The organism is Streptomyces sp. NPDC001604 (assembly GCF_042893475.1).
Lineage (GTDB): Bacteria > Actinomycetota > Actinomycetes > Streptomycetales > Streptomycetaceae > Streptomyces.
This window is the reverse complement of sequence record NZ_JBIAUY010000013.1, coordinates 264837-282240: the sequence shown is the minus strand read 5'-3', so window position 1 is coordinate 282240 and position 17404 is coordinate 264837. Positions and strand designations below refer to the sequence as shown.

General features: G+C 68.0%; 20 protein-coding genes and 1 pseudogene. 10 read left to right on the top strand and 11 right to left on the bottom strand.

Translation table 11 applies throughout. The features are described 5' to 3' along the window. Positions 1-267: 267 nt before the first annotated feature. The 3 genes from ACFY1E_RS31310 to ACFY1E_RS31300 form a co-directional block, all read right to left on the bottom strand. Positions 268-552: a hypothetical protein gene (locus tag ACFY1E_RS31310; protein ID WP_389081643.1), complete on the bottom strand. Its 285-nt coding sequence runs from the start codon at positions 550-552 to the stop codon at positions 268-270. A 604-nt stretch (positions 553-1156) separates the two neighbouring features. Then, the gene (locus ACFY1E_RS31305) at positions 1157-1447 is read right to left on the bottom strand and encodes an ANTAR domain-containing protein (RefSeq protein WP_389081640.1); all 291 of its coding nucleotides are present in this window, start codon (positions 1445-1447) and stop codon (positions 1157-1159) included. A gap of 265 nt (positions 1448-1712) precedes the next feature. Beyond that, entirely contained in the window at positions 1713-2081 is a 369-nt protein-coding gene (locus ACFY1E_RS31300; protein ID WP_389081638.1) for an STAS domain-containing protein, read from the bottom strand. Positions 2082-2595: 514 nt separating this feature from the next. On the opposite strand from ACFY1E_RS31300, the gene ACFY1E_RS31295 reads away from it, so the two are divergent. After that, the gene (locus tag ACFY1E_RS31295) at positions 2596-3423 is read left to right on the top strand and encodes a hypothetical protein (RefSeq protein WP_389081635.1); all 828 of its coding nucleotides are present in this window, start codon (positions 2596-2598) and stop codon (positions 3421-3423) included. A 269-nt stretch (positions 3424-3692) separates the two neighbouring features. Here ACFY1E_RS31295 and ACFY1E_RS31290 read toward each other — a convergent pair whose 3' ends face one another. Further along, positions 3693-4196, bottom strand: a complete 504-nt coding sequence (locus ACFY1E_RS31290; RefSeq protein ID WP_389081633.1) for a hypothetical protein — start codon at positions 4194-4196, stop codon at positions 3693-3695. Positions 4197-4547: 351 nt separating this feature from the next. Between ACFY1E_RS31290 and ACFY1E_RS31285 the strand changes: the two genes are divergently transcribed. Both ACFY1E_RS31285 and ACFY1E_RS31280 read left to right on the top strand, forming a co-directional pair. Then, the gene (locus tag ACFY1E_RS31285; protein WP_389081630.1) at positions 4548-5261 is read left to right on the top strand and encodes a peptidoglycan-binding protein; all 714 of its coding nucleotides are present in this window, start codon (positions 4548-4550) and stop codon (positions 5259-5261) included. Continuing rightward, complete coding sequence (locus ACFY1E_RS31280; protein WP_389081628.1) at positions 5258-6103, top strand: helix-turn-helix domain-containing protein; 846 nt, start codon at positions 5258-5260, stop codon at positions 6101-6103. The genes ACFY1E_RS31285 and ACFY1E_RS31280 overlap by 4 nt, the downstream gene beginning before the upstream one ends. 236 nt (positions 6104-6339) lie before the next feature. Here the strand turns inward: ACFY1E_RS31280 and ACFY1E_RS31275 are convergent. Further along, positions 6340-6541: pseudogene (locus ACFY1E_RS31275) on the bottom strand (Tn3 family transposase); the annotation flags it as partial. Positions 6542-6616: 75 nt separating this feature from the next. Between ACFY1E_RS31275 and ACFY1E_RS31270 the strand changes: the two are divergent. Beyond that, a complete protein-coding gene (locus tag ACFY1E_RS31270) occupies positions 6617-7036 on the top strand; it encodes a YybH family protein (RefSeq protein ID WP_389081626.1) in 420 nt (139 codons plus the stop codon). On the opposite strand, the gene ACFY1E_RS31265 is transcribed toward ACFY1E_RS31270, so the two are convergent. The 4 genes from ACFY1E_RS31265 to ACFY1E_RS31250 form a co-directional block, all read right to left on the bottom strand. Beyond that, complete coding sequence (locus ACFY1E_RS31265) at positions 7020-7538, bottom strand: hypothetical protein (protein ID WP_389081624.1); 519 nt, start codon at positions 7536-7538, stop codon at positions 7020-7022. The two genes, ACFY1E_RS31270 and ACFY1E_RS31265, sit on opposite strands and share 17 nt — an antisense overlap. A gap of 288 nt (positions 7539-7826) precedes the next feature. Continuing rightward, complete coding sequence (locus ACFY1E_RS31260) at positions 7827-8987, bottom strand: oxygenase MpaB family protein (RefSeq protein WP_389081622.1); 1161 nt, start codon at positions 8985-8987, stop codon at positions 7827-7829. Positions 8988-9082: 95 nt separating this feature from the next. Beyond that, positions 9083-10135 (bottom strand): polyprenyl synthetase family protein, encoded by a 1053-nt coding sequence (locus ACFY1E_RS31255; RefSeq protein ID WP_389081620.1) that lies wholly within the window; start codon positions 10133-10135, stop codon positions 9083-9085. After that, positions 10128-10406 (bottom strand): polyprenyl synthetase, encoded by a 279-nt coding sequence (locus ACFY1E_RS31250; protein WP_389081665.1) that lies wholly within the window; start codon positions 10404-10406, stop codon positions 10128-10130. Before ACFY1E_RS31250 ends, ACFY1E_RS31255 begins: the two co-directional genes overlap by 8 nt. A 501-nt stretch (positions 10407-10907) precedes the next feature. Between ACFY1E_RS31250 and ACFY1E_RS31245 the strand changes: the two genes are divergently transcribed. Beyond that, a complete protein-coding gene (locus ACFY1E_RS31245) occupies positions 10908-11207 on the top strand; it encodes an antibiotic biosynthesis monooxygenase (RefSeq protein ID WP_389081618.1) in 300 nt (99 codons plus the stop codon). Between the two features lie 172 nt (positions 11208-11379). Here the strand turns inward: ACFY1E_RS31245 and ACFY1E_RS31240 are convergent, their stop codons facing one another. Further along, positions 11380-11538, bottom strand: a complete 159-nt coding sequence (locus ACFY1E_RS31240; protein ID WP_389081615.1) for a hypothetical protein — start codon at positions 11536-11538, stop codon at positions 11380-11382. A 142-nt stretch (positions 11539-11680) separates the two neighbouring features. On the opposite strand from ACFY1E_RS31240, the gene ACFY1E_RS31235 reads away from it, so the two are divergent. From ACFY1E_RS31235 to ACFY1E_RS31225, 3 genes are all read left to right on the top strand, one after another. Further along, positions 11681-12130, top strand: a complete 450-nt coding sequence (locus tag ACFY1E_RS31235) for a hypothetical protein (RefSeq protein ID WP_389081613.1) — start codon at positions 11681-11683, stop codon at positions 12128-12130. Between the two features lie 107 nt (positions 12131-12237). Next, positions 12238-12765, top strand: a complete 528-nt coding sequence (locus ACFY1E_RS31230) for a GNAT family N-acetyltransferase (protein WP_389081611.1) — start codon at positions 12238-12240, stop codon at positions 12763-12765. Continuing rightward, entirely contained in the window at positions 12762-13508 is a 747-nt protein-coding gene (locus tag ACFY1E_RS31225) for a hypothetical protein (protein ID WP_389081608.1), read from the top strand. Before ACFY1E_RS31230 ends, ACFY1E_RS31225 begins: the two co-directional genes overlap by 4 nt. A gap of 28 nt (positions 13509-13536) precedes the next feature. Here the strand turns inward: ACFY1E_RS31225 and ACFY1E_RS31220 are convergent, their stop codons facing one another. Continuing rightward, positions 13537-14145 (bottom strand): hypothetical protein, encoded by a 609-nt coding sequence (locus ACFY1E_RS31220; RefSeq protein WP_389081606.1) that lies wholly within the window; start codon positions 14143-14145, stop codon positions 13537-13539. A gap of 713 nt (positions 14146-14858) precedes the next feature. On the opposite strand from ACFY1E_RS31220, the gene ACFY1E_RS31215 reads away from it, so the two are divergent. After that, positions 14859-15077 (top strand): hypothetical protein, encoded by a 219-nt coding sequence (locus ACFY1E_RS31215; protein WP_389081603.1) that lies wholly within the window; start codon positions 14859-14861, stop codon positions 15075-15077. Further along, positions 15077-17389 carry a substrate-binding domain-containing protein gene (locus tag ACFY1E_RS31210; protein ID WP_389081601.1) on the top strand — a complete coding sequence of 771 codons (2313 nt, stop codon included), beginning with the start codon at positions 15077-15079 and terminating at the stop codon, positions 17387-17389. The genes ACFY1E_RS31215 and ACFY1E_RS31210 overlap by 1 nt, the downstream gene beginning before the upstream one ends. Positions 17390-17404 lie beyond the last annotated feature (15 nt).

Below are 17404 nucleotides of genomic sequence, written 5' to 3'. Positions count from 1 at the left end.
GTCAGCCCTCCCCCTTGCGGATACCTCATGTGACCGGCCTACTGCGCCAACCACAACGTGTCGACCCTCACGACATCACCCCAACAAGGTCAGTAACTGGGGCCACATACGGCTGTCATGCGGTGCCAACGGCAGATGTCGAAGCCAGTCCCCTCGCCTGCGCGGCGCCAAGTCCAGCCTCTGACCGGCTCCGTGCGTACCGCGGTGCTCGCGAACACCACATGCCGTCACGGGATGCCGCCAGCCCTGCCCTGCCCGTCAGCCCCATCACCTGGCCGGGGGCGGCCCCTCGCCCAGGAAGGCCACGATCAAGCGTCCCTCAGGATCCGTCTGCGGCTGTCCGCCCAGCCGCACGCTGCGTTCCTGCCCATCAGGCCAGCGCAGCCGGGCCTCCTGGCCGGGCCGCATCGCGGCAGCGAGCCGTTTCGGCGCAGCCCGCAGGAGACCGCCCCACTGCGGAACCTCGGGCGGGGTCAGCTCACCGAGCTCCGCGTCGACCGGGAGGTGCTCGTTTTCCACCAGCAGGACGACGGACAAGGAGAAGGGCGACACGTCTTCAGTCTGCCCCGGGAGGCTGGCTGTGCGCGGAGCCACTCCGGAATGTCGATAGCCCCTGGCTTCGAGGGGAAGACCAGGGGCCACCTGCCATGACAGGACGGTCACCGGAAAGCATGACCTACGCGATCCCGAGACCCACGCCAGCGAGAACTGGGACGCCCGACACTCCGGTGCACACGCGTGTCACCCGTTCAACGCACACCGCCCGGGCATGGTCACGGGTGCCCTCGAACTCCGGCGGGCCGGAGCTGCCTCCCGCAGGGGGAGCCGCTGCAGCCCCGACCCTCGTCCCGCGACCGGTTCGCGACGAGGCGCGCTTCCGCTCGCCCCACGGCCGCAAGGACCGCCCTGCAGAAGGCCGCACCGGGGGCCAGTGCGCGGACCTCCTACACGCCCGCCCCGCCGTCGAGGCGGCGGTACGCCCCTTTACTGTCCCAAAGCCCCTGCCGCCTGCACCTTGCCATCGCCCACAAACGCCAAGCGACTCGCCCGATCCTGTCCACCGCCGGGGAGGCCCACATGACGACAAGGGACGGGGAAGGGGCTGCTTCGACCTCCCCTGGTGTGGGCGGCCCTTCCCCGGACAAGCAGAGCCCGACTAGCCAGGCGACGGCCCGTCACGCTCCGCCTGCCATATCTGCAGGGCTGCCGCCAGATGGTCCTTTAGATCCTCCGGCATCGGCTGCCCGGTCGTGGACGCAGTCACCGCCTCAGCGACCACCCGTAGTTTCACGTTGGCGCGCTGGGAAACGGCCAGCAGGAGGTCCCAGGCTTCGTTCGGCTGGCAGGCGAAGCCCGCCATCAGCACCCCACGGGCCATGTCGATGACCGGCCGGCTTTCCATCGCGTGTTTGAGCTGCTCTTTCTCCCGCAGCAGCTCCGCGGCCATACGAGGAGACAGGCCGTCCGCAGTTCCATTTGACTCTGGACGGATCTCGGGCGGCGAGGCATTCCTGCTGGTCCCACGGGGACGCGCCGACACCTTGCGCTGGGGAGGTCGCATAGCAGACGCCTGCCCCACACGAACACCTCCACACCGCTCATCCGAAAAGCCCTCGGCCGGAACGGCACCGCCTCACATCGCAGCCACCGCCGTACTACATCTGGCCCGCCCGCTGCCCACAGACGCCCAACACACCTCCGCCAACCGGAACTTACGCCGAGATGGCGTCCTCGAGGGTCGCCCACACGACCAGTACCTGGTCGGCTCCCGTCAGCTCTAGCACCCGCCGCACCTGCGGCGCCGGCGCGGCCAGCCGCAGGTCCGTCCAGCCGTGCACGCGCAGCAGCAACGTCAGGAACATCGAATCCGCGAGCGTGACCGCCGAGGCATCCACCACCCTGGAATGCTCCCGCGCGGCCCTCTCCAACACCTCGGTCAAGACACCCGAGGTGTCCATGTCGAACTCGCCACGCGCGGCGACCACCCAGGCCGCACCCTGCATGAACTCGACCACCTCCGCCCCGCCTCCAAGGAGCGAGTGGTGCAGAGAACCGCGGTGGCGGTCGGCCTCACCGGTCATACGCCTGATTATGTCGACGCTGCCCCCTGCCAGCGAGCCCCGCGAGGGGCAGGAACGTTTCGCCGACCGGCACCGGCAAACAACCTCACAGACCCAGCCTGACCTGCACCTCGCCGGTTTCACGGTCAACCTGGCCCGCATGCCCGTTTTGCGCGAGGATCACCATCAACGCGTGGCGCAGAGCCGAGCGCATGCCTTCATGCTCTGCATGCGAGGATCGAGAGCCACAGTGAGCTGCCAGGTCACGACCACGGCCGGCACATCAGGAGGCCGATACGCGAGCGCCGGCCTCGGCCCCGGCGTCTCGGGACCAGGCCCCATACCGCCGAAGCGTCCTGCACGCGCCCGCAGGCATCCCTACCCGTCCACGAGGCGTCGACTCTCACCAGCTCTTTGCCACGGGATGGAGGAGAGCTACCGTTCTTATATGACCGATATATCTCAAGAAGTCCGATTGGTGCTCACTGGTCGCATCGCGTTCCAACAGGACATAAGTGTGGCCCAAGGAGCCCAAGTGATCAGCATGCTCCAGGCTCCGCCGGAGCTGAGGCCCCCATCTCCGGGCCCCGAGCCTCCTGCTCTTCCCCCGGCATTCGCCCACGAGGCGGAAGAGGCCCGCCTTGAAATCGGCGAGCGGGTCGAATCTCACCCACGCCAGTCCGTCGAGGGCCCACGCCAAGCGCTGGAGCTTTCGGGCGCGAGGACCAACCCGGAGAAGATGACTGCCTTCGCCTCTTACCTGCTGCAAGAAGAAGGCCATGAGACCTTTACGCAAAGTGATCTACGGAGACTTTTTCAGCGGGCGCGTGAGCGCATCCCCGCACACTTCAACCGCGACTTCGACAAAGCCGTGCAGGTTGGCTGGATTCATGAGGGGGAGGTCAAGGGCGAGTTCTACCTGTCACGGGCCGCCCAGAACGTGATCGACGATGGCTTCAGGGGCCTTCGCTCCAAGCGTGGTGGCAAGCCCGCCAGCGCAGGTTCCACATCGCGAGGAGGTGCGAGGAGAAAGCCGCGCACCATCCCCGTACCGGAGGCGTTCGCCGACCTCGATCACATACCGACAACGCTCGATGGGGTCATTCCCTACCACCGAGTCAAGCTGAAGCGGGACAAGCTCCTGTGGGCCCTCAAGCTGGCCAAGGGCCTCGGTGTCGAGGCCCTCCAGAACACGGAGGCCGCTTGGCTCACCGACAAACTCGGAGATGCCCTACCGGCCCGGGACATGACCGGTCACTTCACGGGCCTTCACCGTGAAGGATTCGCCAACCGCTCCATGGGCGACAACGCCATGCGCATCACGCAAATGGGCGAGGAGTACCTCGGGTCGCTTTCCGCCTGAGCGGATAGTGCGGCACGAGTCGTCACGTTTCGGATCGAACCGCCCACGGTGCCTGTGCTCAGACCTGGTGGTTCCGGACACCGAAGGGCCGCCCGGGACCACCGTCGACATGGTCAAACCTTCCAAGCCGTACCGCGCATCAGGGCCAGCAGTCGCCCCGTACTGGCGTTCCGTTTGAACAGGCGGAAAGTTCAACGAACTTGCTGCCGGTGGCACAGAGGGAGGATGCCAGTGGGTGGTGATGAGGCGTTCTCCCCGGACGTCACACCTCAGTTGAGGTCGATGTAGCCCTTGCAGTCGTAGAAGACGGTGTGGATGACGACCTTGGCGTAGGGGCTGCGGGACTTGGCGATGGCCACGTCCTTGGTCTCGTAGTCGTACACGTCCGGGAAGGTTCGAGCTTCCATGCCGAACTTCTGGATCGTGGTCTTACCGCCGTCCGCCCGCCAGTACACGTCAGCGGTCACCCACTTCAAGCCGTCTCCGTCCTTGAGGTAGATCTCGCGCAGCATGGTGCGGTTGTTGTCGTAGTCCCGGTACCACACCTTCACCTGCTCGTGGGTACCTTCGCAGGTGAAGGACTTGATCTTGTCGACTCGACTGGTCGCCGTGGTTCCACCGGCCTCTTGCGAAGCCGGGACTGAGGCGCGCAAGGCTGCGGCAGCGGGCTGCTGTGCGGGAGCCTCCAGCGCCTGCGCTGCAGGACCGGCGGCGACCGTAGCGCCGCACACTAATGCAGCGAGCGCGAGCGCTGAGCGCTTGACTGTCTTCATGGACTGTTCCTTCCGGTGTGGATTTCCGATGACGGCGCACACGGCGTGTTCTGGCACCGCCCCGGGAGCGCTTGGTGAGGGCGGCGCGGGGTGGACCGCGCCGTCCGGCTTGCACCACTGAGATTGCGGGGGACCGGTCTCCGGCTGCCAGGACCGGCGTTGGATTGAGGGCTTCATGGGACGTCTCATGTGCTGACCTGCTGGGATGCTGCTGTGTGTGAGACGGGTTGGGACGCGGTGGGGGACCGGTGGACGAGCTGGCAAGCTGACCGAAAGGTCACCTGCGGTGGGGCCCCCGAGACCAGATGATTCTGATGCTCAACCAGATCGTTGGATGGTATGGGGTGGAACATGCCGCGCTGGAAGGAATTACCCGATTCGCTTGATGAGCGGGTGCGGAGACTCGTCGTTCAACTGCGCGGGCTAAAGGATCACAGTGGGCTGAGTCTGTCGTCGCTGCAGACCAAGACGGGCTACAGCCGTGCCTCTTGGGAGCGCTATCTCAACGGAAAGGTGCTGCCGCCGCGACAGGCGGTGGAAGAGCTGGCGCGGGTCGTCGGCGTCGATCCGGCACGGGTTCTGGCGCTTCATGAAGTGGCTGAGGAGGCGTGGAAGCAGGAACCCGACGCATCGAAGACAGCAGATCCACCGACGTCGTGGAGGACGCGGCGTTCGGCGTTGATCGGCGCCCTGGTGGCTGTCGCAGTCGGTGGGCTGGTTACCGGGTTGCTGGTCGTCGCGCCGTGGGAACACGGGGGTTCGACTTCCCCGTCTCGCGGGGCCTTCGCCTACAAGGCGGGCAAGACGTACGACTGCGTGGTCAAGCGCAAGGACGGGCGGCTGTATGCGGGTTACAGCACCACGAGCACTGCGCTGCTTTCCGGGCCTGCTTGGGATGTCGTGGAGGTCCAGTGCCTGCTGTGGTACCACGGGTTCGACCCAGGCGTCGTGGACGGTGTCTACGGGCCGAACACCACGCGGGCGGTCAAGCGCCTACAGAGCCAGGCCAGGCTGCCCGTCGACGGAGTCGTCGGCCCGCACACCTGGCAGGTACTGCGGAAGTGAGGGGCACCGCACCGTCCTCTGGCCGATCCCCCTATGCCACGCGGCTGGCCGAAGGGCTACGCGAGCTCAGGGCCCGCACGGGCTTGAGTATGGCCGCGCTGGCCGAGCGCACCGCGTACAGCAAGTCCTCCTGGGAGCGCTACCTCAACGGCAAGCAGCTCGCCCCGCGTCAGGCCGTCGAGGCACTGTGCGAGGCCGCCGGAGAACCTGCCGGGCGTCTGGTGGCGCTGTGGGAACTGGCTGACCTGGAATGGAGCGGACGAGCCCACAGGCCCACGCCCTCCGTGGCCCAGAGGGCCGCCCCACCATCACCCGACGAACGGCCGGGCGACCACGGCACATCCGTTCCGGCGAACAGATGGAGCATCCGGCGGCATTGGGGGATCCTCGCCGCTACCTGCGCAGTCGGGCTCGCAGCCGCAATAGGTGTGACTGCCCTACCCCATCTGCACACCGAGAACCCCACGAAGCCTGTGCCGTCCGCACTACCTGCCCCCGGATGCCACGCCCAAGCGTGTGCAGGGTTCGAACCGACGGAGATGGGCTGCGCGATGCCCAGTCAAGAACAAACACTCCGCACGCAGAAACTCTCCACGGGAGCACGCCTGGAAGTCGTATACAGCAAGCAGTGCCGTGCCGCGTGGGCCCTGGTGGGGGTCGCGCAGGTCGAAGACATACTCACTGTGTCCACTCCGGGCGGCGCACATGAGCGTGCCAGGGTCACGGACCAGTACGACGCGGACGGGCTCCTTGTCACGCCGATGATCGACGGCAGTGACCTCACTGGCCTCCAGGCATGCTTCGTACCGGCAGGCGGGCGAGGCAAGTGTCTGCGACTCTGAACCGTGGTCGGAGTTGGGCTATGGCCGGCCTGGGGCGGCGGTGACGACGCGGAGTCAGCTGCCTGCCAGGGCCGCCTTCGCCTCGTCGCGGGTTTTGCAGCGTGGGTCCCAGGTGCCGTCGAGGTGGCTCTCCAGCCGTTGCGTCCGGAGAGGAAGGTGCCGCCTGGCCGGGATTCCCGGCCCCGGGCCCTCCGGTCAGCCCTCCGTTCCGTCGTCCTCGTCGTCGTCCGGCCAGTGGCGGCCGGGTCGCGCAGCGGTCGCAAGCCGCCGACCGGGGCGGAGGCGTTGAAGCCGTGGCGGGCGAGAAAACGTTGAGGTTCTTGTGCTTGAGCGGAGACAGCCGCGCGACGCCCTCGTCACGGATTTCGTAGCCCTCGGCCCGCAGCTGGGCGACGGCGGCGTCGACGTACCTCGTGGCCACAGCATCACGGTGTTGAGGAGCACACCGAAGGTGGCCACTGAAGCAGCGAGGGAAGCGTGACGGCCGCGCGAGAGCGTCGGCATGATGGCCGCATGAGGGATCGGACATGTCTGGAATCTGAGCTCGCTGCGTTCATGGGTGAGTACGAACGGGCCAACAACAGCCACGACATCTCACGTGTCGTGCCGTTCATCGCCGAGGACGCCGTGTACTGGTTCTCGGACGGTTCGCATCGGGGCATCGAGGAGATCCGATCCGCCATCGAGAAGACGTTCGCGAAGATCCTCGACGAGGTGTATGAGGTGCGTGAACTGGAGTGGCCTGTGCTCACCGCTGAAGTCGCGGTGTGTCGCTATCTGTTCGCCTGGACCGGTGTCGTGAGCGGTGAACTCCGCTCTGGCCAGGGCCGGGGCACTAACGTCATCGTGCGGCGGGGCGGGGAGTTGAAGATGCTGCATGAGCATCTCAGTCCTGTCCCAACCGTGCCTGGTCGCGTCATTGAGCGGCCGTGACCGGCTTGCCTCGCAGCAGGTCAGGGCGGGCATCGGCCATGGCGAAGGCTCGCATGAGCCCGGCGACGAGGAGGTCGTCGATGCGGTAGCGCCGTGCTCGCTCATCCCGTTGGAGAAAGGGGCCGGAGTTGTCAGGGGCGACGCGTCGCTGGGCCGCCTTGATGCTGGTCAGGGTCCCGCCGATCCGTGAGATGGGGATCGGGTTGGTCGGACGGTGGGCGAAGTGCTGCTGTACCTCGTCGTAGGAAGCGCTGCTGCCCAGTTCGGTGATCCGGCGCAGTACCTCCCGGGCCCCGGGCATCAGCACCGCGACCAACTGGAACAGCGTCTGTTCGCTCCAGCCGTCGGCGAGGTCGGCTTCGGCCAGGTCCTGCGGGCCCGGTCGTGGATCCGGGGCCTCGGGCCCGTCGGGCGGGGTGGCGGGCTGCAGCCCGTAGGCGGCCTGGACTGTGGCGATCGCCTGCTCGTAGGTGTCCGTATCGGTGTCGATCGTCAGCCGCACGCCGCCCCTCCGTGATCGCGCTTGCCGACGTCCTCTCCCTGTGACGTCGTGGCGTAGTTGGCAAATGAAGAAGTGGGCGGATGGTGGCCAGTGAAGTGTGCCGCGCTGTATTTGGCACGGACCTTCGTGCCAGGGGAGCGCGGTCGGTTCGAGGCGGCTTCTGCTGTGCGGACGACCGGCGGTGGGGATCTCCGGCCACCACGCCATGCTCGGCATGGCCCGCCGCCGCAACCTCACCCTCGCCGGATCACCCCGAACGTGCCGGCGACGTTTGAGCGAGGTGGCCCGTCAGGAGACTGTTGCGGCTGGTGGGGTCCATCGGCGGGTGCGGGGCGTGATGCTGGTGATGCCGTAGTCCTTCTTGAGCTGTTCGGGGATGGCGTAGTGCATGACGCGGCCGCGGGTGAGGGAGGACAGCTCGAAGACGGTCGTGAGGTGGCCGAGACGGTCCAGGGCCCAGGCTCCGAAGGGGGAGTGGTCCTCGATGGTCTCCAGGACGCCGAGGAGGTGGGGCACGGCCTTGACGACGGTGTCCCACGGGGTGTGTGGCACGTTGAGCCAGTCGGCGCAGGTGTCGCCGATGAGGTAGCGGATGAGAGCGGAGACGATCGGGTCGAAGAAGGTGCCGGGAACGATCTCCTCGTAGAGGTTGATGAGCTGCCGGGTCAATTGCGCGCCCTCTTCGGAGGGTCCCATGTGCCGGATCATGTACTGGTCGAGGAACTGGCGGGCCTCGTCGAGCGTCTTGGGAACGGCCTTCTGGTCGACGCCGAGCATGGCACCGACCACCCGCCATGCGTAGTAGTAGGCTTCCGCACCTTCCTCTGACATGTGGATGTTGAGGCGGTGGAGGCTGGCCAGCACGAGCAGGGAGAAGAACATCTGCCCGCCGATCATGTCTTCCTGACAGATCGGCACTCCCAGCGCGCCGGCGTCCCAGCGGTTCTCGCGCCCCAGGTGGTGGCGGATGGAGGCGTGCAGGAGGCGGACCTTCTGGGCGGCGGGAATGAAGCGGCTGCCGGCTTCGAAGGCGTCGGGCTGCATCAGGTAGACAGTGAACTGGCCCGTCTCCGCCATGCGTTTGGAGGGGTAGTTGAGCCCGTGGGTGGCCGACAGCAGCTTCGCCACGTGCGGTACGACGTAGCAGGCGGGCACGGAGGCGAAGGACAGCGCGGTGGAGATGTGCACGTTGTTGTCGATGAAGAACAGCCGGGCCTTCTCCATTTCCGACCAGTCCACCCAGGACGGCGGGGTGCCGGTGGCCTCAAGGTACTCGCGTGCCACGTCCGGCAGCCCCTCTGGAAGGGGAGCGCCGACGGTGGAGACGTAGCGCATCAGGGTGTTGAACGTGCCCACCTGGCCGCGTTCGAACAGTGCGGCGACGGTGGCGTCGGCGAGTTCGTCACCGACCTGCCGCAGGGCGTCCATCGATGCCTCGGTGCATGTCATGGCGGGGCTCCTTGTCTTCCACGGGATCGTCCATGAGTGGCCGGGGGCATCGGCCTGACATGGCAGTGGGGTTGCGCCACATCGGGTGCAAGGGGTCAAGAGAGACGGTCCGCCGCCGACTGCGCCAGCGCGGTCAGGGCAGCGCCGGCGTGCGTGGGGGCATCCAGCTCATGAAGCGCGCCGAGCGCCTCCTCGACCCGTGCGCTGATCATTTCCTCGACGCGGTCGGGTGCCTTCAGCCGGTGCATCACCTCACGGACCGCGTTCAGAGCATCCGCGTCCGGACGGCGTCGGCCCAGCAGGGCGTGCAGCCTCTTGCGGTCGTCGTCGCCGGCGAGGCGCCAGGTCTCTGCCAGCAGCGCGGTGGGGCGGTGGCCGCGTACGTCGTCGGCGTTGGCCTTGCCGGTGCGTTCCGGGTCTCCGAACAGGCCGAGCAGGTCGTCCCGCAACTGGAACGCCTCGCCCAGCGGCAGCCCGTACGCGGAGTAGCCCTCACGCAGCCGCGCGCCGGCCCCAGCCAGAGCACCACCGATCAGCAGGGGCTGCTCGACGGTGTATTTGGCGGTCTTGTAGCGGATTACCTTCAGTGACGCCTCGGTGTCCGGACCGGCTCCGGTGCGCAGGATCTCCAGGCACTCGCCCGCGATCAGCTCGCGGGCCATCACCGACCACAGAGGGCGGGCGCGGGCGAGGTACGCGGCGGGCAGGCCGCTGGTGGCGAACAGCTGCCCGGCCAGTGCCATCAGCAGGTCACCCACCAGCATCGCCAGCGACCTGGCGGCGGCATCGGTGCGCGGGCGACGTCGCACGGGGCCGCGCAGGCTGACGTGAGCCGTGGGTCGCCCGTGCCGCAGCGGGCTGTCGTCGATGAGGTCGTCGTGCACGACTGCGGCGGCGTGCACCAGCTCCATGGACGCCGCCGCCCGCATCAGCGCGGCACTGTCCGGCTGTCCCACCGCGCGCCAGCCCCAGTAGCAAAACGCCGCCCGCAGTCGTTTGTCGTCCGCGACCGCGGCCTCCAACTGTTCGGCCACCGGGGCAAGGAGCGGATCGATCGCGGCGAACAGGTCGGCCTCCTGAGCGACGAACCGGCGCACCACCTCGTCGACACGGATCTTGAACGCGGCCTGCTCCCACCGGTCAGTCATCAGCAGCGGTCTTCCGAGCCAGGGCGTGCCGAGCCAGGACCTCCAGGTGGGTCGGCGGGACGGCCGCGTACCGGTCCAGCACCAGGCGCCCACGCGCCGCGAGGTCGTGCTCGGCCTGCGCCGCCAGCTCAGCAGCGTCCGAGCGGCGCAGCAGCCCCCGCACCGTCCCCATGGCCGAACCCAGCGTGCTCACCGCCAGATCGGCCAGCCCGGCCACCAGCAGCACGGCCTGCTCGTCCAAGCCCCCGCGCCGTCCCACTTCTCTCGTGATGCTCTTCCCCCACCCACAGCACATCCTGGCGGCGCCGGTCACGGGCCGTCCGTTCGAGCATCGCGTCCCCTGGGGCGCGAACACGGAAGAACTTACGATCGAGTGATCACATCGATCGGCCGTACGGACCACCGCTGCTGCAGCCCCGCGCCCCATGCTCTGCACAGCTACGACCCAAAAGCCCTCACAACAGCCTGAGCCTCTACCAAGTCCTCGACGCGTTGCAGGACTTGCTGCGGTGCTGGACCGGAACCTGCACCACCTGCGGCCGCCCCCTCACCGCAAGCAGAACCAGAACCTAACGAAGCACTACCAGGACTTGTCCGGCCGATCATGTCCAGAGCCGGATCCGCCGGCTGTGGCGGTGGCCTTGTTGCGATCGTCAGAGATCGCCCCCACCCAATACGCTGACATGTACAGTTCCGATCTGGAGTGTGGTGGGTATGCAGGGCACACCCACCGGATTCCGGAGGCGCGGAAGGTCAAGGGGGAGGTCGTGTCATGTTTGCGGTGATCTACCGGTGGCGTTTGCACGAAGGCAAGGAGCAACAGTTCGCAGCTGGTTGGCACCGCGTGACACGCGCGATGCACAAGCACTGCGGCAGCTACGGATCACGTCTGCATCAGGCCGATGACGGCACCTGGGTGGCGTACGCACGGTGGCCGGATGCTGCCACTCGCGAGGGGTGCCCAGACGTGGACCCCGAAGGGGAAGCCATGATGAGTGACGCGATCGCTGAGCACCTCCCCACAATTCGATGTCATGTGGTGGACGACCTTCTCGCAGAACCAGGTGACTAGGTCCGGCCGATCATGTACGGAGCCACATGACCAGGGCCGCCGCAGTGGCAGTGCCGAGGAAGACGTAGCCTCGCTTGCCAGAGGACGTTATGAGCCGGTATGCCCATCTTGTGGTCGCCTGATCCTGTGAGTTTGGGCGGTTGGGGTCGGTCGCGCGACTTGGTCCTGCTGGTCATCGCCGTGTCAAGAGGCCCTGGGGGGCCAGGGCTTCAAGAAGCCCGTCGTCGAACACGGCACCACGCTCGGCATCGACGTCGAGATCGTCGAACGCAACCCCGCCGACCAGGACGCCGGCTTCGTCCCGCAGGCGAAGAGGCGGATCGTGGAGCAACCGCTCGGCACCTGATGCTGTTCAGGCGGCTCGTGCGGGATTGCGAGAGCAGGCCGAGGTCCTCCGAGTCCAGGGTGCGCTGCGCCATGATCGACGTGATCACGCGCAGGCTGACCGGTCAGACCACACCCACCTGGCGCGGGTGACCGCATGGACCCCCCAGATCACACCGTTCCTCGATCGGATCGACGCACGCGAGCGGGAACTCGCCACCACCACGGAACAGCTCCGCACGCAGATCGACGAGCTCACCGCGCCCCTGCGCGAACTCGACCAGGAGACGGAGAACCTGGCGGTGACCCGCAAGACGCTTCTCGCCCTGTCGCCAACTACTCCGGAGCCGGCCGATCCGCCGCCAGCCCTGCCGGACCACCCGGCCTACCAGCAGATCCTCACCGTCTTCGCAGACGCCGCCGGGCCGATGTGCGCCCGCGATCTGCGCGAGCATCTCGACCTCGCCATCATGCCGAAGAACATCGAGAGCACCCGGCACAAGCTCAAGCGCCTGGTCAGTCTCGGCGTCCTGGTCGAGCCCGAGCCCGGCTTGTTTGCCCAGCACCGCCCGAGTAACTCCGCGCCCCGGCCTACCTGACCCAAGCCGACGGTTGAATGGGGCCGGCACCCCTACCACGGGCATCACCGGCTGACGTCGGGGCCGCTCCGAAACCCCTTGGACGGTATGGGGACCGGCTTGCTGGAATGGGAGACGGCCGCTGTCGGAGTCGAAGGGATGCGGCAATGCCCGAGATCAGGCTGCACCTGTCGGTGCGTGGCCTCACCGAGGAGGACCTGCCGTCCTGCGGCTGGGCCGGCTCCCCCAAGCACGTGCGCGAGCTCGTCCACCAGATCCGCCGCGCCGAGGCGGGCGAGATCGACTACCTGGCGGTCTGCACGCCGGTCGGGCGACCGGTGGCGGTCGGCGGCATCGACTACACGGTCAAGCCCGGCGTCGGCAGGCTCTGGCAACTCGGCGTCCACCCGGCCCTGCAGTCCTGCGGGATCGGCACGCTGCTGATCCGCTCCGCCGAGCAGCGGATCGGCGCCCGGGGCCTGACCCGCGCCGAACTCGGCGTCGAGGAGAGCAACCCGCGCGCCCGCGCCCTCTACGAACGCCTGGGCTACCAGGCCTTCGGCCGCGAGCTCGACTCCTGGGACGTGGAGGCCGAGGACGGCTCGCTCCAGCGGTACGAGACGATGTGCACGCTGATGCGCAAGGACCTGGCGTGACACTGGATTTCAAGGCGTTCGTCGCCGAGGCGACGGCCGACCCGGCCGTCGTCGGGCTCGTCCTCAAGGGTTCCCGGGCCCACGACGGCATGACCACCCGTCACTCGGACCACGACCTCTACGTCATCCTCGACGACGACGCGGCGGGCGAGCTGGCCGCGCTCGACGGCTACCGATCCGCGCGGCTCGACCTGGTCGTCACCACCCTCGAACGGTTCCGCCGGCCCGCCGACTGGGAGCGGTACGCCATCGCCCGCTCCCAGGTGCTGGTCGACCGCAGCGACGGGGAGGTCACCCGGATCGTCGCCGCAATGGGACGGCTCGGCCCCGAGGAGGCCTTCCGGTCTGCCGCCGCCCTGCTGGACGCCTACGCCAACTCGCTCTACCGCTCGGTCAAGAACCACCGCGACGGCGACCCGCTCGCCGGCCACCTCGACGCGGCCGCCAGCGTCGGATTCCTGCTCGACCTGCTCTTCGCCCTGGACCGCCGACCGCGCCCCTACAACAAGTACCTGGCCTGGGAGCTGGACCGGTTCCCGCTGCCCGACTGGGAGAGCGCCGACCTGCTGGACACCGTCGCCCGAATCACCGCGACCGGCGAAGTGGCGCCGCAGCAGCGGCTCTTCGCCCGGGTCGAGGCGGCTGCCCGGGCCGCCGGCCACGCGGCGGTGCTGGACGCCTGGGGCGAGGACCTGCAATTAATGCGGCCCCACCCGGACTCCCCGGCCCACCAGCCCTCCTGAGCTTCGGGGCGCCGAGAGCTTGGTGCGGCTACTTCGCCCAGCGTCCCATGGTCGGTGCGATGCCGATCAGGCACTCGAGCTCGGCAGGGAAGCCGATGAGGGCGTGGGCGGTCAGGCGCAGGTGGCCCTCGAGGCAGACCAGATTGTCCTCCCTCTCGCCGACGAGGATGAGTGGAGGAAACCGCTCGCCCCTGAGGAGCGCCTGGGCCGCGTCGACAAACGGGTCGTTGGAAACGTCGAACGTCCGTAGCCCGGCCTTGATGCGTGCAGCCGCGTCGGCCGGCCGGCGGCTACCACCCGACAGCTCGACCCAGTAGGAATAGTCGAGGTAGCGCACGCCGGCCGCCTCGTCGCTGGACAGGAGTGCCCTGGTCCACGTGACCTGAGTGGGGAAGTTCTCGAACAGATCGCGGTTCTCGCCGTACCCGCGCGTAGCAGCGAGCAGAGCGCGACGTGCGAAGTTCGCTCCAGCGTCGGAGAGGTCCGGATGCGTCAGCAATTGATCGGCCTGCCCGGCCGCCGCCAGGTGGGACCGGAGGTTGTTGCCGAACCTCTGGCTGGACAGCTCGCCGCTCAAGAAGCAGGCGACCATCTCGTCCTCACTGCTCATGCCCAGTACCTGCACGACCGTCAGCATAGGGTCGACCTCGTTCGTCTGGCACCGATCAACTGTCCGTCAGCAGGTACCTGAATTGACCACTCACCCGGACGGGTTGATGTCCGTGGCCAAGGCGGACTCGCGAGGTGAGTCCTCGCTCTCAGTGGCTATGGGTGCGCACTGCATTGATCGCAACACCTGTGGCGCAAGGCATGTCATCCGTTTGCTCTGCTGTTTCGGAAGTGCCGGACGGGGAGTTGTTGCCGGTAGGGGTGCGGCGGGCCGGCCCTCCGTTGCAGCGGGGGGCCGGCCATCGTGCCGCGGTGTCCGGACCAAGGGACCTCCGCTGTGGCTGATCCCGCGCCGCGGGATCGCCTCCCAGTGTGGTGGATACGCCGTTGATTGGGCGGTGCGCATTGTTGCCAAGTGGGTCCCGCAACAATGCAACCCGGTTGCGACCTGCGGAAATTCAAATCCGCGTGAGTAGGCCGGTGCGGAGGTGGATGCGTCCTGTGAGCGGTCTGAGAGGAGGTTGCCGGGAGTCTGGATGCTGCAGGACCGGTCGTCGTGCGGCATCGGGGAGATGTTGCGAAGAGGTGCTGCTCGTTGCTGATGCCGGGTTAACTGTGGTGCAGCGGTGGCCGGTTGGCAAAGGCTTGTGGAGCCGCCGAGGCCGCGGTGGAGGGTTGCAGCCCTCCGCCGCCTCATGGCCTTCGGCTGACCGCATCGTGTCCGGACCGGAGGAATCCACTGTGAGCAATACACAGCGCAACGTCGTAGGGGAGTGCGTCCTCGTGCCGCCCAGCTGGCGGGCGGGCGTGTTCGTCCTGATCCAGATCGTGGTGGTCGTCCTGGTGGCGGTCGGCTACCCGCCGCAGACCGCGCTGGCCTGCGTGGCCGGGGGCGGCATGGCTGCCGGGCACGTGGTACGCCAGCTGTTCGCCGTCTCGCTCCCGGCCCGGGAGGCGTGATGGCCACGCCAGGACGCAAGCCGACCGGCCACACCCCGCAGGAGAGCCCGGTGAAGGCGCTGGCCTGGGCGTTAACCATCCGGCGCAGAGCGCTGGGACTGAGCCTGGAGCAGATGTACGGCGAGGCACGGTACGACAAGACGACGCTGTCGAAGGTGACGAACGGAACGCTGCCGAGCGAGGGCCCCTTCCAGGGATTCGTGCGGGCCTGCAGCCTGGACGTCCAGACCTGGACTCGGCTGCGCGAGCTCGCGGCCCGGGCTACTGCCGAGTCCGGCCCGCAAGCGCTCGGGCGGTTCGCCGATGCGCTCGTGGACGCCTGCGCGGTGCTGCCCGACGCGAGCCGGGAACAGCTGGGATCGGCGCAGGACCTCCTCACGGCGTGGACCGCGTCCGGCAACTCAGAGGAGCCGGGGGAGCCGGGGGAGCCGGCCGGGCAGGAGCCACAAGACGCGCCGCCCGGGTCCGGGCAAGCGCCGCCCGAGGGGGATCAGCGGGTGGCCCAGAGGCCGTGGTTCCGCCGTCGGACGGCCCTGGTGGCGGCGGGCATCGCGGTGGCCCTGGCGGTGACGGCCGCCGTCCTCATCGGGCAGCAGTCCGGTGCCCAGGAGACAGCGGAATCCGGGCTGGCCTCCTGTGCCAAGCCGACGCAGACCCTGAGGATCGCGTCCTCGACCGACAAGTCCGCGATCCTCACGGACCTGGCCGGCCACTACGGAGCGCACCTGAGCCACGGGCAGTGCGTGCAGGTCGCCGTCGACAGCGTCGATTCCGGCACCGCCATGCGGGCCCTGGCCGGCGGCTGGAAGACCGCGGTCGACGGCCCGCGCCCGGACGTGTGGTCGCCCGCCTCGCATGTGTGGCTGCAGATCGCCCGCCAGCGGGCCGTGAACCCCCACACGCGTGACCTGCTGCCGCACTCTGCGGGTGCTTCGATCGTCACCAGCCCGCTGACCATCGCCATGCCGGAGCCGGCCGCGAAGAAGCTGGGCTGGCCGGACAAGAAGATCAGCTGGCAGGACCTGGCGGACCTGGCGAGCAGGCCCGGCTTCAAGCTCGGCAAGACCAACCCGGAGTACTCCACCTCCGGGCTGAACGCCACCTTCGCCTCCTTCTACGCGCAGACCGGCACCAGCAGCGAACTGACCACCGCGAACCTTCACGATGAGGCCATGCAGCAGAAGGTCCGCACGATGGAGAAGGCGGTCGTGCACTACGGCGACACCACCCTGACCTACCTGGCCAACCTGCGCCGCTACGACAACGCCGGCCAGGCGGCCGCCTATCTCTCCGCGGTCACCGTCGAGGAGAACAGCGTCGTCGCCTACAACATGGGCTACCCCTGCGGCGTACGGTCCCAGGAGCCCGGCTGCGCCAGGACCAAGAAGCCACCGCGCACCAAGCTGGTTGCCTTCCACCCCACCAACGCCGACGGCGTCGGCACGATCTACTCCGACCACCCCTACATCACCCTGCCCGGCCTGCCCGACGCCAAGAAGACCGTTGCCGCCGACTTCCGGCACTTCCTCACCGCCTCCACGACCGCCCGCGACGCGTTCGCGGCGCTGGGCTTCCGCACCCCCTCGGCCGGCCTCACCACCCGCATCACACCCGCCAACGGAGTCCCGCACGAGAAGCTGCCCGACGCGCTGGGCCAGCCCCCGGACCCGGTCCTGGACCAGCTGCTGACCGTGTGGCGCCAGCTGCGCAAACCCGCCAACGTGCTGCTGGCGATCGACACCTCCGGCTCGATGGACCTCAACGCGAAAGGCAAGCAGCGGGTATCCGGCGAGCCCAGCAAGCTCGACCTGGTCAAGAAGGCCCACGGCGCCCTGCTGAACGGCTTCACCGACACCGACAAAGTCGGCCTGTGGCACTTCTCCGACCGGCACACCACCGACGAGAAGATCGCCCCAATGGGCAGCCGGGCAGCGGACGGCAAGACACAGCGCCAGCGCCTCGAAGGCGACGTCAACGCCCTCAAGAAGGACGCCGGGACCGCTCTGTACGGCACCGTCGAGGATGCGGTGAAGAGCCTGCGCGACCACTACGACGCCAACGCCATCAATGCCGTCGTCGTCCTGACCGACGGATGCGAGGAAACCCAGGGCGGCGCCGTCCTGGAAGAGGTCACCGGAACGCTGGGCGACCCCGACGAACCCGCCGTGCGGGTCTTCACCATCGCCTACGGCAGCGACGCCTGCATCGACAAACTGCAGCAGATAGCCGAGGCCGGCCACGCCCGCGCCTATGACGCCAAAGACCCCAACACCATCGAGAACGTCCTGACCAACGTCATCTCCAACTTCTGATCCCACAGCATGCGT

Excerpts from the sequence above, each read along its gene's own strand:
- ACFY1E_RS31305 (WP_389081640.1), bottom strand. The coding sequence starts at position 1,447 with ATGGCCGCGGAGCTGCTGCGGGAGAAAGAGCAGCTCAAACACGCGATG.
- ACFY1E_RS31300 (WP_389081638.1), bottom strand. The coding sequence starts at position 2,081 with ATGACCGGTGAGGCCGACCGCCACCGCGGTTCTCTGCACCACTCGCTC.
- ACFY1E_RS31290 (WP_389081633.1), bottom strand. The coding sequence starts at position 4,196 with ATGAAGACAGTCAAGCGCTCAGCGCTCGCGCTCGCTGCATTAGTGTGC.
- ACFY1E_RS31285 (WP_389081630.1), top strand. The coding sequence starts at position 4,548 with ATGCCGCGCTGGAAGGAATTACCCGATTCGCTTGATGAGCGGGTGCGG.
- ACFY1E_RS31270 (WP_389081626.1), top strand. The coding sequence starts at position 6,617 with ATGAGGGATCGGACATGTCTGGAATCTGAGCTCGCTGCGTTCATGGGT.
- ACFY1E_RS31260 (WP_389081622.1), bottom strand. The coding sequence starts at position 8,987 with ATGACATGCACCGAGGCATCGATGGACGCCCTGCGGCAGGTCGGTGAC.
- ACFY1E_RS31255 (WP_389081620.1), bottom strand. The coding sequence starts at position 10,135 with ATGACTGACCGGTGGGAGCAGGCCGCGTTCAAGATCCGTGTCGACGAG.
- ACFY1E_RS31245 (WP_389081618.1), top strand. The coding sequence starts at position 10,908 with ATGTTTGCGGTGATCTACCGGTGGCGTTTGCACGAAGGCAAGGAGCAA.
- ACFY1E_RS31230 (WP_389081611.1), top strand. The coding sequence starts at position 12,238 with ATGGGAGACGGCCGCTGTCGGAGTCGAAGGGATGCGGCAATGCCCGAG.
- ACFY1E_RS31220 (WP_389081606.1), bottom strand. The coding sequence starts at position 14,145 with ATGCTGACGGTCGTGCAGGTACTGGGCATGAGCAGTGAGGACGAGATG.
- ACFY1E_RS31210 (WP_389081601.1), top strand. The coding sequence starts at position 15,077 with ATGGCCACGCCAGGACGCAAGCCGACCGGCCACACCCCGCAGGAGAGC.